Annotated in this window: 18 protein-coding genes and 1 pseudogene; 12 read left to right on the top strand and 7 right to left on the bottom strand. The window is 61.7% G+C overall.

Annotated elements, in window-relative coordinates; all coding sequences use genetic code 11:
- Window positions 1-115: 115 nt before the first annotated feature.
- Window positions 116-511 carry a tautomerase family protein gene (locus tag IFT87_RS17875; protein ID WP_192191442.1) on the top strand — a complete coding sequence of 132 codons (396 nt, stop codon included), beginning with the start codon at window positions 116-118 and terminating at the stop codon, window positions 509-511.
- On the opposite strand, the gene IFT87_RS17870 is transcribed toward IFT87_RS17875, so the two are convergent.
- Complete coding sequence (locus tag IFT87_RS17870; RefSeq protein WP_156363483.1) at window positions 508-1,053, bottom strand: TetR/AcrR family transcriptional regulator; 546 nt, start codon at window positions 1,051-1,053, stop codon at window positions 508-510. The genes IFT87_RS17875 and IFT87_RS17870 overlap by 4 nt on opposite strands.
- 273 nt (window positions 1,054-1,326) lie before the next feature.
- Here IFT87_RS17870 and IFT87_RS17865 point away from each other — a divergent pair, with 273 nt between their 5' ends.
- Both IFT87_RS17865 and IFT87_RS17860 read left to right on the top strand, forming a co-directional pair.
- Window positions 1,327-2,295 carry a zinc-dependent alcohol dehydrogenase family protein gene (locus IFT87_RS17865; protein ID WP_192191441.1) on the top strand — a complete coding sequence of 323 codons (969 nt, stop codon included), beginning with the start codon at window positions 1,327-1,329 and terminating at the stop codon, window positions 2,293-2,295.
- Between the two features lie 223 nt (window positions 2,296-2,518).
- On the top strand, window positions 2,519-2,803 hold the full coding sequence (locus tag IFT87_RS17860; protein ID WP_192191440.1) for a DUF1330 domain-containing protein: 285 nt from the start codon (window positions 2,519-2,521) through the stop codon (window positions 2,801-2,803).
- A 117-nt stretch (window positions 2,804-2,920) separates the two neighbouring features.
- Here IFT87_RS17860 and IFT87_RS17855 read toward each other — a convergent pair whose 3' ends face one another.
- The gene (locus IFT87_RS17855; RefSeq protein WP_192191439.1) at window positions 2,921-3,826 is read right to left on the bottom strand and encodes a LysR family transcriptional regulator; all 906 of its coding nucleotides are present in this window, start codon (window positions 3,824-3,826) and stop codon (window positions 2,921-2,923) included.
- Between the two features lie 116 nt (window positions 3,827-3,942).
- Here IFT87_RS17855 and IFT87_RS17850 point away from each other — a divergent pair, with 116 nt between their 5' ends.
- Window positions 3,943-4,272, top strand: coding sequence for a nuclear transport factor 2 family protein (locus tag IFT87_RS17850; protein WP_192191438.1), 330 nt, complete (start codon window positions 3,943-3,945; stop codon window positions 4,270-4,272).
- A complete protein-coding gene (locus tag IFT87_RS17845) occupies window positions 4,269-5,042 on the top strand; it encodes an oxidoreductase (protein WP_192191437.1) in 774 nt (257 codons plus the stop codon). The genes IFT87_RS17850 and IFT87_RS17845 overlap by 4 nt, the downstream gene beginning before the upstream one ends.
- Window positions 5,043-5,175: 133 nt before the next feature.
- On the opposite strand, the gene IFT87_RS17840 is transcribed toward IFT87_RS17845, so the two are convergent.
- On the bottom strand, window positions 5,176-5,562 hold the full coding sequence (locus IFT87_RS17840; protein ID WP_192191436.1) for a winged helix-turn-helix transcriptional regulator: 387 nt from the start codon (window positions 5,560-5,562) through the stop codon (window positions 5,176-5,178).
- A gap of 90 nt (window positions 5,563-5,652) precedes the next feature.
- On the opposite strand from IFT87_RS17840, the gene IFT87_RS17835 reads away from it, so the two are divergent.
- A complete protein-coding gene (locus IFT87_RS17835) occupies window positions 5,653-6,375 on the top strand; it encodes an SDR family NAD(P)-dependent oxidoreductase (RefSeq protein ID WP_197975349.1) in 723 nt (240 codons plus the stop codon).
- Window positions 6,376-6,507: 132 nt separating this feature from the next.
- On the opposite strand, the gene IFT87_RS17830 is transcribed toward IFT87_RS17835, so the two are convergent.
- On the bottom strand, window positions 6,508-7,383 hold the full coding sequence (locus tag IFT87_RS17830) for an SDR family oxidoreductase (protein ID WP_192191435.1): 876 nt from the start codon (window positions 7,381-7,383) through the stop codon (window positions 6,508-6,510).
- A gap of 49 nt (window positions 7,384-7,432) precedes the next feature.
- Here IFT87_RS17830 and IFT87_RS17825 point away from each other — a divergent pair, with 49 nt between their 5' ends.
- Complete coding sequence (locus IFT87_RS17825) at window positions 7,433-7,570, top strand: hypothetical protein (protein WP_197975348.1); 138 nt, start codon at window positions 7,433-7,435, stop codon at window positions 7,568-7,570.
- Between the two features lie 5 nt (window positions 7,571-7,575).
- Here IFT87_RS17825 and IFT87_RS17820 read toward each other — a convergent pair whose 3' ends face one another.
- On the bottom strand, window positions 7,576-8,190 hold the full coding sequence (locus IFT87_RS17820; protein ID WP_192191434.1) for a LysE family translocator: 615 nt from the start codon (window positions 8,188-8,190) through the stop codon (window positions 7,576-7,578).
- Window positions 8,191-8,211: 21 nt separating this feature from the next.
- Window positions 8,212-8,811 (bottom strand): TetR/AcrR family transcriptional regulator, encoded by a 600-nt coding sequence (locus IFT87_RS17815; RefSeq protein ID WP_235518081.1) that lies wholly within the window; start codon window positions 8,809-8,811, stop codon window positions 8,212-8,214.
- A gap of 166 nt (window positions 8,812-8,977) precedes the next feature.
- Between IFT87_RS17815 and IFT87_RS17810 the strand changes: the two genes are divergently transcribed.
- The 5 genes and pseudogenes from IFT87_RS17810 to IFT87_RS17790 all read left to right on the top strand — a co-directional run bounded on the left by IFT87_RS17810 (window position 8,978) and on the right by IFT87_RS17790 (window position 11,629).
- A complete protein-coding gene (locus IFT87_RS17810; protein WP_192191432.1) occupies window positions 8,978-9,277 on the top strand; it encodes a superoxide dismutase in 300 nt (99 codons plus the stop codon).
- A gap of 1 nt (window position 9,278) precedes the next feature.
- Window positions 9,279-9,781: pseudogene (locus IFT87_RS20560) on the top strand (DUF2867 domain-containing protein).
- 163 nt (window positions 9,782-9,944) lie between these two features.
- Window positions 9,945-10,448 carry a nuclear transport factor 2 family protein gene (locus IFT87_RS17800; RefSeq protein ID WP_192191431.1) on the top strand — a complete coding sequence of 168 codons (504 nt, stop codon included), beginning with the start codon at window positions 9,945-9,947 and terminating at the stop codon, window positions 10,446-10,448.
- Window positions 10,449-10,490: 42 nt separating this feature from the next.
- The gene (locus IFT87_RS17795) at window positions 10,491-11,258 is read left to right on the top strand and encodes a helix-turn-helix transcriptional regulator (protein ID WP_192191430.1); all 768 of its coding nucleotides are present in this window, start codon (window positions 10,491-10,493) and stop codon (window positions 11,256-11,258) included.
- Window positions 11,258-11,629 carry a DUF1330 domain-containing protein gene (locus tag IFT87_RS17790; RefSeq protein ID WP_192191487.1) on the top strand — a complete coding sequence of 124 codons (372 nt, stop codon included), beginning with the start codon at window positions 11,258-11,260 and terminating at the stop codon, window positions 11,627-11,629. The genes IFT87_RS17795 and IFT87_RS17790 overlap by 1 nt, the downstream gene beginning before the upstream one ends.
- 152 nt (window positions 11,630-11,781) lie before the next feature.
- On the opposite strand, the gene IFT87_RS17785 is transcribed toward IFT87_RS17790, so the two are convergent.
- Window positions 11,782-12,684: a LysR family transcriptional regulator gene (locus tag IFT87_RS17785; protein ID WP_192191429.1), complete on the bottom strand. Its 903-nt coding sequence runs from the start codon at window positions 12,682-12,684 to the stop codon at window positions 11,782-11,784.
- Between the last annotated feature and the right edge of the window lie 31 nt (window positions 12,685-12,715).

Genomic DNA, 12,715 nt, shown 5'->3' with positions numbered 1-12,715 from the left:
GGCTTGGCTCCAAAACTCGTTGACGATCCTGCAAATCGCAAGCAGAGCAAGTTTGTGGAGCCTCTACTCCAAATACACACGCTTCATGTAAGCACTATGCAATGAGGATCACGTCATGCCCTTTTTTAACGTACATGTGCCCAAGGACCTGTTTTCCCTGGATCAGCGTAAGGCCATTGCGGACGCCCTCGCGCACTCGCTTCAGGCCAGCTTCGGCCTGCCTCCCGAGGACAAGTTTGTTGTGATTAACGAGCATGCCGAAGGTTATCTGTTTCTCCATCCTACCTACGGGGACGTGGATCGCTCAGCGGGCGCGATCATCATCTCTGTGCACATCCCTGCATCGCGCCCCATGTCGCAAAAGCGAGCGTTGCTAAAAGAGATCGTCCAGCGCCTTCACGACAATGTCGGGATCAGGCCGGACGATGTGTTCGTAACTCTCATTCCCCTACCATCAGAGAACTTCTCGTTCGGGCGAGGTGTCAGTCCATTCGACAAGGGCGACGACTAGGCCCGGCCGCCTGGCCAGGCGTCAAGCGCCATGACACCAGTCTTTTCAAGCATCTCGCGATCTGCACCGTCACGCGCACGGACCGCCATGCCCCTGAACACTGTCTCGAAGAAGTCGGCGATCTGGGCGACGTCAGTCCCCTTAGGCAGGTCGCCGTTTCGGACGCCCTCGTCGAGGCGTTCTACCATCAACGCAAGCGACCGGCCTCTGACCTCACGCATGAAGTCGCGGAGGTCGGCGCGTTCGGGGGCGTCGTGCAACCCGGCCAGTGAGATCATACAGCCCGCAGGACCGGTATCGTCAGTATACGCGGCAGCCGTAGCTATCATCAGCCGCGCGAACGCATCGCGTGCCGAGCCCTCGCCAGCGAGCGCCTTGGGGAAGAAGCCACCCGGCCCCGTGAGGTATGCACCGACCGCCTCGCGATAGAGGGCCTCCTTGTTTCCGAACGCGTTGTAGAAGCTCGAGGGGCTCAGCCCCATCGCGGTAATCAGTTCGTCGAACGTCGTGCCCTCGTAACCCCTGTCCCAAAACACGCGCATTGCCCGGTCGAGCGCCGCTGTCCGATCAAACAGACGTGGTCGTCCGCGCCCGCGAGGGGTCTGGCTCTCAACCTTAGTCGTCATCGCGTTTCTTCCTGCCTGCGACGTGAACGGACATCGCTCAGGTCTTCTAATCTGCGACCTAACATATTCGGAGCGACGGCTCCACTTTTACGTTGACTGCGGCAAATTCGCGGACCAGGGCCTGTTTATGGAGCCACCGCTCCACTAACTAACCGATGCGGCCTTGCCGCTCGATCAAGGAGTATCCTGATGAAAGCGATCCAGATTTCCGCCTTCGGCGAGCCTCGTGACGTGTTGCGGTTCAACGATCTGCCGGAGCCAGCCGCGCCCGGCGTGAACGAGGTGCTGGTCCAACTCGAGGCCTCGCCACTCAATCCCCATGACCTCTACGTGATCAAAGGCGGATTTCCCGTTCTGCCAACCGCTCCTGGGCCTGTTGGAAACGAGGGGGTTGGCCGCGTCATTGGCCTAGGCGAGGACGTCGATCATCTCGCCATCGGTGACCGCGTGCTTCTTCCAGTCTTTACCTGGCTATGGCGCGAACGGATGACCATTCCTGCAGAGGGACTGTTCGCTCTTCCCGACGCCGACCTGCATCAGTTGTCGATGCTGGGAATCAACCCGCCGACTGCGGCCCTTTTGCTCAGCGAATATACGACACTGAAACCAGGTGACTGGGTTGTCCAGAACGCCGCAAATTCGGGGGTGGGCCGATCGGTGATCGGGGTCGCGAAAGCTCGCGGCTTGAAGACGCTCAACATTGTCCGGCGTCCCGAACTTGTCGACGAATTGAAGGCCTCCGGCGCCGACGTGGTCTTGGTCGCTGGCGACGACACCAAAGCTGAGGCAGAGAGGGCGGTCGAGGGCGGTCGCATCGGTTTGGGTATCGATGCGATCGGCGGCGAGGCGATTGGCCTTATCGCCGACATCGTCTCGCCCCGCGCGGCCGTCGTCGCCTACTCCATTCTGGGCAGCGCGACGATGTCGATCCCGGCCTGGTTACCAATCTTCAAGCAGGTGACCGTCCACGGTTTCTTCCTTGGCAACCCGGACTCGGCCGCTGCCGCTCCTGCCGCGGTCAAAGACGTCTTGCCGCTTGTCGTCAGCGGGACGTTGCACACACCGATCAGCGGCGTCTACCCGCCGTCCGCAATCGTCGAAGCCGCTATCCATGCTGAGCGCGGCGGCAAGGTCATTATCGACTTCACGGCTATCTGACTGCGTTAAGCCGCCCGGCCGATGACCTGATCGACTGGCCGGCTCAACGTCTGAGCCGGAATCACTTCGTACAGATCGTCTTTGAGGGCGTCGTTCTCGAGCCGGTCATTACACGTCCGCTCAGACTCGCGCTTTCCCAAGGCTATCCGACGTCAGTCGCGAACTGGCGTTCGGGTGGCGCGGGCGGATCACCCGCAACCCTCTATCATTAGGCAAAACTCCTATGACTGCCCTTGTCCTCATCGATCTCACCGTACGTGATCTGCAGGCTATGACCCACTACGAGGGCGCTGCGATCGCCTTGGCCGCGCAGTTCGGTGGCAAACCGCTCGTCAAAGACGTCCAGCCCGAGATCATCGAGGGACACTGGTCCCCGACGTGGCTAGTCGTGCTGGAGTTTCCGAACCGCCAGGCTGTTCGCGACTTTTACGACGCGCCGGAATACCAGCCGCTGAAGGCCGTCCGACAGGCGGCGGCGACTTCAAACGGTCTGATTGTCGTCGGCTAGTAGCTATGCAAGATGCACGGGTTCCGGGCTAAACTCCGCGCCGACGGCGCCATCCGCTCGATAAGCAGATAGCGGTTCCGAGAAGCGTATTCGGGCCGCGGATATCTGCGACTGGGTTTAGCGTCTTGTGACCGCAGCAATCTCCCGGGCGAGATCGATGAACGCTTTGAACGCGGCCGATGAATGGCGCCTGCTTGGGTAGTAGAGGCATAGCGGTGCAAGGGGCGGGGTCCAGTCTTCCAACATCTGGACAAGCCTGCCCGATGCGACATCGTCGCGGACATCCGCCTCCATAAAGAACCCTATTCCAACACCATCCAGCGCAGCAATTCGGGACAGGCTGGCCTCGTCCAATGTGATTGGGCCTTGTACATCGATCTGCATCGACTCGCCGTTCTTCGCGAAATGCCAACGATACGGCGCGCCATTGGGCAACCGCACGCGGATGCAGGCGTGCGCCAGGAGATCATGCGGCACCTGCGGCGTCTCGCGCTTTTCAAGATACGCCGGCGACGCCACTACGGAGAAGCGCCGAGGGGCGCCGAGCGGGATCGCGATCGTATCACTTGGGATCAGGTCGGCGGTGCGAATGCCAAAATCAAAGCCCTCCGCCACAACGTCGACAAGACGTCCTTCGGTGACGAGATCGATGTGAACCTGCGGGTACCGACGTATAAAATCCAGAACCAGTGGAGACAGGATTTCTCGGGCGGCGGTTGCGAAGGAATTGATGCGCAGGATACCCGACGGCGTACTCTGCTGCGATCGCGCCGTGTTCATGGCGTCTTGAATGCTTTGAACCGCCGGCGCGATCTGGCCGACAAAAGTTCTTCCGGCGTCTGTCAGCGAGACGCTGCGCGTAGTCCGATTGAGCAGACGAACGCCGAGCTGCTGCTCAAGCTTGCCGACTGCGTTGCTTAGCGCGGTTGTGGACATGCCGAGATCAACGGCAGCCGCGCGGAATGAGCCGCGATGGACAATGGCGAGGATCGCCTCCAGCTCAATCAGTCCCGACCGTGACATTGTCCCGCTTTCCGTGACGCCTCATCCCTATCTATCCTGATTATCCTACAGGCCGTCCATCCATACTTTGGTTCGGGAGAGCGGAGCGAGCGCTTCGCTGCGAAATGGAGGACGTCATGGCCATCGATCTGCCACCTGGGATTGCGAGATACTTCGACGCGGACAGGAGACGCGATGCAGCGGCGATCGCTGGATGTTTCACCGCCGATGCGACCGTGCAGGACGAGGGACACACCTACACTGGTCGCGATGCGATCCAGGAGTGGGCCGTGGGCTATCTCGCAAAATACCTCTGCGCCACTGAGCCGTTCGCCATTACCGACAAAGGCAATAAAGCCGTCGTGACAAGCCATGTAGTTGGGAACTTCCCGGGCAGTCCCGTCGACCTGCGATACCAGTTTACGCTTGCCCATGGCGCGATTGCCGGTCTGGAGATCGCGCTGTGATTCCGTTCCTTTCGCTGGAAGGCAAGCGCGCCCTCATCACCTCAGGAACCCGTGGCGCTGGCGCTGCGACGGTTTCTCTGTTTCGTGAGCTGGGTGCTCACGTTTTGACGACTGCTCGGAGCAAGCCAGAAACACTACCTAAGGAGCTTTTCTTCGCGGCCGACCTTACCACCGTGGAGGGCTGCGCAGCTCTTGCTGACGCGGTCCGCGAGCGGATGGGCGGGGTCGACATCATCGTTCACATGCTAGGCGGTTCCTCGGCGCCAGCAGGCGGGTTCGTCGCTCTTGGCGAAGAGGAATGGGCGAAGGAGCTCGACCTCAACCTGATGCCGGCCATCCGGCTCGATCGGGCGCTGGTTCCGGAAATGGTCTCGCGGGGCGCGGGGGTGGTCGTCCATGTGACTTCGATCCAGCACGTCATGCCATTGCCGGAAGCGACAACCGCCTACGCCGCTGCAAAGGCGGCGCTCTCTACCTACAGCAAAAGCTTGTCAAAAGAGGTTTCGCCAGCAGGGGTAAGGGTTGTGCGCGTGTCGCCTGGCTGGATTGAAACCGAGGCCTCCGTCGCACTGGCCAAACGTCTCGGCGGTGAGGACGGCGCTGAGAAGGGGAAGCAGATGATCATGGCCTCACTGGGCGGCATACCGCTCGGCCGACCAGCTACTCCTGACGAGGTGGCGAACCTCATCGCGTTCGTCGCTTCTGATCGGGCAGGCAGCATAACCGGAACCGAATTCGTGATTGATGGCGGCACTGTCCCGACGGCGTAAGGCTCCTGAGCGCTCTGGACGCGAAGCCCTGATCCGTCCGCTCGCAAATCGAAAGCGGGCTCATGAACGAATGGCCGAAGTTGAGGGGCAGGAAAAGGTGCCGGAACGTCTGCTTGTGGGTCAAGAATAATGGTCATCCGCGCGACCGGTCGTAGGCGACAGCAGCGGCCGCCAACGCTTGCTCATGATCCAGCGCCCACGAACAAAGCGCCTCGAACGGTTCCCGAAGCGAGTGGCCCAGCGAGGTGATCCTGTATTCGACGCCGATCGGGCTAGTTGGAAGCACGGTGCGGGTAATCAGTCCGTGGCGTTCCAAGCGCTTCAACGCGTCTGCAAGCGACTTGTGGGTGATGCCATCCAGCCGGCGCTTAATCTCGTTAAAGCGCGCTGGTTGCGGGCACAGCACAGTCAGGATCATAATCGTCCATTTGTCCGCAATCTTGTCCAGCACGGGGCGAATGCGGGGCACGTCCATCATCGCCTTGCACGATAGCGCCTCCAGGTCGGTATCGCTGACCATATCTACTCTACTCCGGGTGCGTTCTTGCTAGCAGATATGTATCATATATCTGGTCATCAATCTCGAATGGAAGGACGGAAGATGGCAAGAATGACAGGCAAGGTCGCGCTGGTGGTCGGCGGAGCAAAGGGGATCGGTTTCGCGACGGCCCGCGCGCTCGCGGAAGAAGGGGCGTCGGTGATACTGACCGGACGCAGTCAGCGCGAGGTTGCACTTGCAGCTGAAAGTATCGGTTCGTCGGCGCAGGGCATCCAAGCCGATGCGGCCATCCAAGCCGATCTGGAACGGGTCGTGCGCGAGACCCAGCAGCTGCACGGGCGCATCGATGCGCTGATGCTCAACGCCGGATTGTCGGAGCCCGCGACTCTGCTTGAGGAAACGGCCGAGCATTTCGACCGGCACTTCGCCGTCAACGTGAGAGGTGCATTGTTCGGCATCCAGGCGGCATTGCCCGTGCTGAGCGAGGAGGCATCGGTCTTGCTGGTCGGCTCGATCGCCGATACTATGGGCGTGACGCCCTTCAGCACATATGCCGCGACCAAAGCGGCGCTGCGCTCCTATGCACGCAGTTGGGCGGCCGAACTCGCGCCTCGTCGCATCCGGGTCAACGTCGTCGCGCCGGGACCAACGGACACGGGCATGATGGCCGCCGTATCCGACGAGATGCGCCAGACATTGATCGCCCCAATTCCGCTCGGTCGCATGGCGCGTGCCAACGAAGTCGCAGCCGCGGCAGTGTTTCTCCTCAGCGATGCCGCCAGCTTCGTGACAGGGGCCGAGCTTTGCGTCGATGGCGGCATGCGCCAGGTGTAGCGCGATAAGCGACGATCGGATTGCAGGTGTAATGGCGGCACGATTGTCGCGCTCAGGCCTATGTCGCGGTTGATCAACCGACGACCTCAACTGACTGCGAACAGGCAGCCAGTTGAGGTTGGGTCTTCGGGCTCAGGAAATCGGAACGCCGCCGGTGACGGCTACGACATTGCCGGACATGTAGCTGCCCTCCGCTGATGCTAGCATCACATAGGCGGGAGCGAGCTCCCCCGGCTGTCCAGCGCGTCCGATCGGCGTGTCCTGGCCGAGCGTTTCCAGTTCCTTCGGTGACTTGGCAATCGGCTGAATAGGCGTCCAGATCGGGCCGGGCGCCACGGCGTTCACGCGAATGCCGTCGCTGGCTAGAAGATTGGACAGGCCCACCGTCAAGCTCGAGATAGCACCCTTGGTCGCCGCATAGACGATCATGTTCTTGCCAGCGACCTTTGCCTGTTCGCTGGTCGTGTTGATGATCGCCGAACCCGGCTTCATGTGCGGCGCAGCCGCCTTAGCCAAACGGATCATCGCAAAGACGTTGGCGGCGAAAGCGGCCTGCATCTCATCGTCGTCAATGCTATCGAGCCCCTCGTTCATGGTCTGAGCGGCAGCATTGTTGACGAGGACATCGATGCCGCCGAGTTCCGCGATCGTACGCTCGACAAGGGTTGCACAGTGATCTCGGTCGCGAAGATCGCCCGGCAGCAAAACGCAACGCTGTCCTGCCTTCTCAACCCAGGTCTGTGTCTCTTCGGCGTCGGCCTGCTCGTCCGCAAGGTAGGAGATGGCAACGCTTGCACCTTCACGGGCATAGGCAATCGCCACTGCTCGGCCGATACCGGAGTCCCCGCCAGTTATGAGCGCCACCTTGCCCTTGAGCAGGTCCTTGCCGACGTAACTCTCTTCGCCATGATCGGGCTTGGTTCGCATCGCGGTCGTCAAGCCGGGGCTTGGCTGCTGCGGTTCATTGGGAAAACTTGTTGGCTGACTGGTGCGCGGATCGTCGGTCATATCGGTTCCTGCTGGTGGGATCAGCAGCAAACGGCTCACAAGGAATAACGTGCCCACCTACGCGCGCGATGTCCCCGAGGCGGAGATCCACCTGCTCGATGCTGGCCACTTCGCGCTGCATACGCGATGTGCTGAAATCGCCGGGCTGATTGACGATTTCCTTGATCGTCGGCTCGTCCGGCGTTGATCGTTTCAGCGGATGGTTAGAAGCCTGATGCCAGCGCCGGTAAATACCATCGCAAGCGCTCCCTCAATCCAACGGCGTAAGCGAGCATAGCCGCGTACCATCAGCGGGGTAGAGAAGAGGAGCGCGTAGCCGCCGAACACGACGACAGCGAGCGCAACGCAGCCGAGGAAGGCTGCCGCAACCCGGCCGCTCGACGCCTCCGCGCCAACGCCCAGGGTCATGATCGCGAGCCAGGCCATCACCGACTTGGGATTCCCGAGGTGCATCAGTAGACCGCGGCGGTAGAGTGCACCCATGCTCTGCCGGACCCGTGGCATGGCCGTTGCGGCGTCGTTGCTACGCAGAGCCGACCGGGCCGATCTGAGTGCCAGCCACAGTAGGTAGAGACCGCCGATAATCTTAAGGATGACCAGAGCCTCAGCATAGCGCGCCAGAAGCGCTGAAAGGCCAGTTGCGGCAATCAGGCCCCAGCAGAACGACATGGTGATGACACCTGCGGCAAGAGCGAGCGCGGGACGCCGCCCCTGTCCCATCCCGACGTTCATAATCGCCATGTTGGAGGGGCCGGGGCTCGCCGCCGCGATCACGTAAGCGGTATATACCAGCAGCAGCTCGTGCATTTCTCGTCCTCTCGCGGTCTCTCAAACCTCATCGTGGCAGGCCCATGGAAGTGGCTGAAGAGCCTCACCGCCTGCTCCCAACTGCGGCTTCGCCGCCCCAAGCAGGATTGCGCGAGCTACCTCCCGCGCAGATCCAGCAAGTTCGTCGTCGGCCAATTCGCCGGCAGTCCAGAACGAAAGCACGCCGCGGAAGCCGAAGGCGAGCTGCCGTGGAAGCGAGCGATCCGGTTGCTCGTTTCCGGCAAGAGCCGGGCACGCCTCCTTGCCAAGCGCAAGCGACCAAAATGCTTCGGAGCGTGCGAGAGCGGTGCCGGCTGCCGGACTTACAGTGCCGAGCCACCCCATCACCGACCGGTTTACCACTGGCTCCTCGAGCATGACCGAAGCTGCCGTATCGGAGGCCATGAGGACGCGCTCCAGCGCATCAGTAGGAAGCGCCGATTCTCGAAAGCGATCGGTCATCAACTCGACCCGCCTCGCGGAGATCGCGTGCATAACCGCCGCCTTGCTGCCGAACTGGTTGAACGGCGTTGAGAAGCTGACCTCGGCTTCCGCCGCGAGTTCGCGCATCGAGAATTCTGCCTTCCCCTGACGCAGCAGCCGCTCGGCCGCCTGGATCACTCGCTGGCGAACCGGTTCGCCCCGTTGTGAGGGGATAGATGATGCTCGTACCTTGCGTTCCGCCATTCCTCTTTATATCATGATCCAAATACGGCGTCGAGGGGGATGTCTGAGCCACGTGTCGTTCGACAAACCTGGCCACCCTACGACCATCTGGAGATCGTTCATGAAGTTCCTCGTCATGCTGACCCCGAGCGCGGGAAAGACCCTCGACGATTTCATGCCGCACATGGTGCCGGAGATTGAGGCGGTGTGGGCATCATACCTCGGCGATGAGCTCCGCGAGTTCTACTTTTCCGCCAATCCACAGGTGGTCACTCTCATCTATGAGCTGCCGTCGATCGAGGCGGTCCACGCTGCTGTCGACGCGCTGCCGATGGTAAAAGTAGGGCTCCTCGACCGCCAGGTCGTGCATCTAGGCCCATTCCACCAGATCGCCGCTCTGTTCGCCAAGCCCGACGCCTAACGTGTTCGGCGATCGATCCGTCCGGCGCGTCGAGCCCCCTCCTGGCAGCGCAATCAGCGGCTGGTACGCAGGTGCCGACCTGCTCGACAGCTACGCCGTGGACGCGGCGGCTGATGGCGCGACGATGCGGGCGATCGCGGACCGGGCGCTCGGAACGCCGCCACGCTGGTTCAGGGCGCTGGTGGCGGTGCGAGATGGCGCTGTCGCGCCGTTCGGCGTGCAAACAACCGCCGAGCTACGCCGTGCGCGACCGGATCGTGCGCGGATCGACTTCTTCCCGTTCTAGCCGAAAGCACTGACGAGATCGTGCTCGGGGAAGACGACCGTTACCTCGACTTTCGTCTGTCGATCCTGCGCCAAGTCGGACCGCATGGTTCGATGCTGATCGTCACCACCGCGGTCCGCACCCGCAACCGGTTCGGTCGCCTGTACCTTCGCGCGATCTATCCGTTTCACGTTCTCGTTGCGCGCGCGTCGCTAATTAGAGCGGCCGCCCGACGCTGAGCAATGCGGCAAGCTACGCCGCGCCGCGAGTGCCGCCCAACACAACTCCGCTCCTCGGGCATCCCGCGATGACGTATCGGAGCACGTTCCTGACAATTTCTGGCAACGCGCTCAGCTAAGGCGCCGAGGTTCGCAGTAATCAACAACGTACCAAGGATAGCCAGTGATCGCGCCAATCACCCGTTTGACGGTCCACTTTCCGGCGGTCGTCCTGCTAGCAGGCATGACGCTTCTGCCAAGCGTTGCCTATCCCCAACAGATCCAGCAAATTTCGAGGAAGAACCCGATGGTAGTTACCAAGCGGCAGGCGTGGGACCTGTATGCCAAGCTTCACACAGCCTGGAACTCGGAGTCGCTCGACGACCGCCACCGGATTTCTGCTGAGGTCTTGAATGAGAACATCGAATATCAAACGGTAAGACACGATACGACGATGGGTCGGGCGCTGGTCATAGAGGACATGGCAACCTTTCACGAGCGCTTTCCCGGCGGACATTTCGAGATCGGCGACGTTTCCGTGCACCACAACGTGGCGCTTCTGACATGGGTACTTATTCAAGCGGATGGCACTGAGTTCGCTCGCGGTGGCGATCAGATCACCGTTGGAGAGGATGGAAAGATCAGCAAGATCACGACCTTCGGCCCGTCTACGAAGGCGCCTGATTGATCCCAGCGCAACGCAGCGCGCATCGCCAGCACCTCAGGATATATGTCGAGATCAAGCCGCCTTTTCGAGCTGATCAACATCCTGCGCTCGCACAGGATGCCGGTCACGGCCGACGATCTGGCGCGGCAACTCGGGATCTCGCCGCGGAGCGTCTACCGTGACATCGAGACGCTTCGGTCATTAGGAGCGCCGGTGGACGGTCAGGCCGGGATTGGCTTTCGTCTGGGTGGAGGCTTCTTCCTGCCAGAGTTCGCTCTTCTGCCGGAGGAGATCGACGCGCTGATCCTAGGGCTTGGCTGGGTGCGGCAACGGCCCGATCCGGCATTAGCGCGCAACAGCGAAAGTGCCCTGGCGAAGATCCTTGCGACGACGGGCAGCCCGTCTGTTGGCCTTGAGGACCTTCCACCCTTCTTCGCGGCTGCCTCAGTTTCTCAGCGGATAGATCCACCACAGGTAGCGCAACTGCGTGATGCTGTCCGCCGGCAACGCAAGGTGAAAATCAGCTACGAGGACGCTCGCGGCTCAATCTCAGAGCGCACCGTCTGGCCTATCGCCATCGTGTATTTTGACGACGTCCGGGTCTTGGCGGCGTGGTGCGAGGCGAGGGCAGCCTTCCGTCACTTTCGGGTCGATCGCGTGCGGCTGAGCACAATGCTCGAGGACCGATATCCGGGGCGACGTCACGCTCTCGTGCAGAAGTGGCGCCTACAGGACCGAGACTGGCGCGCCCTGCTGACAATTTCTGGCGGTGCCCCAAGCTATCAACGGATCGATCCACCCGATGGTGGAGACAGCTCAAAGGATGATTGATGGTCGCGTTTTCTCTCGCCGCTTACGAGGCGTTTCTGACCGGTCATGACGACACACCAATCGTCATGTTGAACCTCCTGCGATTTGAGCCCGAAGGTGGCCGGGATCGCTACCTGCGATACATCAGCATGGCGAAGCCGATCCTCGAACGTTTCGGGGCGCGGATCTTGTTCGGTGGCAACGGCCTTCCGGTGCTTACCGAGGGTGAGGCGCAGGCGTGGGACGCCGTTGTCCTGGTTCAGTATCCACGCCGCTCCGCCTTCAACGATATGGTCGCGGATCCAGAGTACCAGAAGGCATTCCAGGTCGGATCGTCGGCGATCGCGGACATCGTGCTGCAACCGTTCGAGCGGGACAGCCACATCAATTAGAGGCGTGCGTTGGTCAGACATGACGGCATCTTCCGGGCGGCAGCATTTGCGGCGCGTCACTCGTATCGACCGCGAAGATGAATGGGCATCCGAAGTTGGGAGCCGGGCACGGCGCCGGGAGTGACTGCTTGTGGGTCAACGCAGCTGTTTGATCATGGTATGCCAGTAGGTGTCCACCGGAGCGTATCTACCAGTACGCGCAGCGCCGGCGTGATCTGTCGGCTCGGATAGTAAAGGTAGCACCCAGGAAAGGGCGGGCACCAGGTGTCGAGCACCTGAATCAATTGGCCGTTGGCAATCTCTTCGGCGACGTCATGCTCCAGCATATAGCCCAGCCCCGCGCCTGCGCGGACCGCGGCGGCCGACAGCACCTCGTCGTTTACGATCAGCTGCCCAGTCGGGCGGAATCTGATCTCGCGGCCTTCGCGCTCGAACTCCCACGGCAGCAGGCCGCCGCCGCCGAGCAACCGGTAGTTGATGCAATTGTGGTTCTCCAGATCGGCGGGGGCTGCAGGCAACGAGCGGCCTTCGAAATAGTCCGGTGTTCCGACCACGAGCGTGCGCAGCGCAGGGCCCACCGGCACCGCCACCATGTCGAGATCGACGGTTTCGCCCAGCCTGATACCCGCATCGAAACCACCCGCCACCAGATCTACCAGCCGATCTTCGACGATTACCTCAACCGAAATGTCGGGATGCTCGCGTAGGAATTGCGGCAAGATCGGCGCGAGCACAGTGCGCGCCGCATAGCCGAACGTGGTCAGCCGGATCGCGCCCGAGGGTATGCCGCGCCAATCGGCAAGCGCGGACAATCCTCGCGCCACCTCCTGCAAAGCCGGGTCGAGCGAGCTTAGCAGGCGCTCCCCGGCAGCGGTCGGAGCAACGCTTCGCGTGGTGCGCGCGAGCAAGCGGACACCGAGCCGTGCCTCGAGACTGCGCATCGCGTGGCTGAGCGCGGAGGGTGAGAGACCGAGTTCCGCCGCGGCACGGGTAAAGCTTCGCGCGCGGGCCACCGCCGCGAAGGCGGCCAGATCGTCGAGGTCGCCACGCTTCATTGCTGCAGATCTTTCACAAGGCCTTGTCGGC

Source organism: Sphingomonas sp. CFBP 8765, assembly GCF_014841445.1.
GTDB classification, from domain to species: Bacteria; Pseudomonadota; Alphaproteobacteria; order Sphingomonadales; family Sphingomonadaceae; genus Sphingomonas; species Sphingomonas aerolata.
The sequence above is the reverse complement of the archived record's forward strand: the minus strand, read 5'-3'. Positions and strand labels throughout refer to the sequence as shown.

What these genes read in the sequence shown, in the direction of transcription:
- IFT87_RS17875 (WP_192191442.1), top strand. Translation starts at nt 116, where the DNA reads ATGCCCTTTTTTAACGTACATGTGCCCAAGGACCTGTTTTCCCTGGAT.
- IFT87_RS17870 (WP_156363483.1), bottom strand. Translation starts at nt 1,053, where the DNA reads ATGCGCGTGTTTTGGGACAGGGGTTACGAGGGCACGACGTTCGACGAA.
- IFT87_RS17865 (WP_192191441.1), top strand. Translation starts at nt 1,327, where the DNA reads ATGAAAGCGATCCAGATTTCCGCCTTCGGCGAGCCTCGTGACGTGTTG.
- IFT87_RS17860 (WP_192191440.1), top strand. Translation starts at nt 2,519, where the DNA reads ATGACTGCCCTTGTCCTCATCGATCTCACCGTACGTGATCTGCAGGCT.
- IFT87_RS17855 (WP_192191439.1), bottom strand. Translation starts at nt 3,826, where the DNA reads ATGTCACGGTCGGGACTGATTGAGCTGGAGGCGATCCTCGCCATTGTC.
- IFT87_RS17850 (WP_192191438.1), top strand. Translation starts at nt 3,943, where the DNA reads ATGGCCATCGATCTGCCACCTGGGATTGCGAGATACTTCGACGCGGAC.
- IFT87_RS17840 (WP_192191436.1), bottom strand. Translation starts at nt 5,562, where the DNA reads ATGGTCAGCGATACCGACCTGGAGGCGCTATCGTGCAAGGCGATGATG.
- IFT87_RS17835 (WP_197975349.1), top strand. Translation starts at nt 5,653, where the DNA reads ATGACAGGCAAGGTCGCGCTGGTGGTCGGCGGAGCAAAGGGGATCGGT.
- IFT87_RS17830 (WP_192191435.1), bottom strand. Translation starts at nt 7,383, where the DNA reads ATGACCGACGATCCGCGCACCAGTCAGCCAACAAGTTTTCCCAATGAA.
- IFT87_RS17820 (WP_192191434.1), bottom strand. Translation starts at nt 8,190, where the DNA reads ATGCACGAGCTGCTGCTGGTATATACCGCTTACGTGATCGCGGCGGCG.
- IFT87_RS17810 (WP_192191432.1), top strand. Translation starts at nt 8,978, where the DNA reads ATGAAGTTCCTCGTCATGCTGACCCCGAGCGCGGGAAAGACCCTCGAC.
- IFT87_RS17795 (WP_192191430.1), top strand. Translation starts at nt 10,491, where the DNA reads ATGTCGAGATCAAGCCGCCTTTTCGAGCTGATCAACATCCTGCGCTCG.
- IFT87_RS17790 (WP_192191487.1), top strand. Translation starts at nt 11,258, where the DNA reads ATGGTCGCGTTTTCTCTCGCCGCTTACGAGGCGTTTCTGACCGGTCAT.
- IFT87_RS17785 (WP_192191429.1), bottom strand. Translation starts at nt 12,684, where the DNA reads ATGAAGCGTGGCGACCTCGACGATCTGGCCGCCTTCGCGGCGGTGGCC.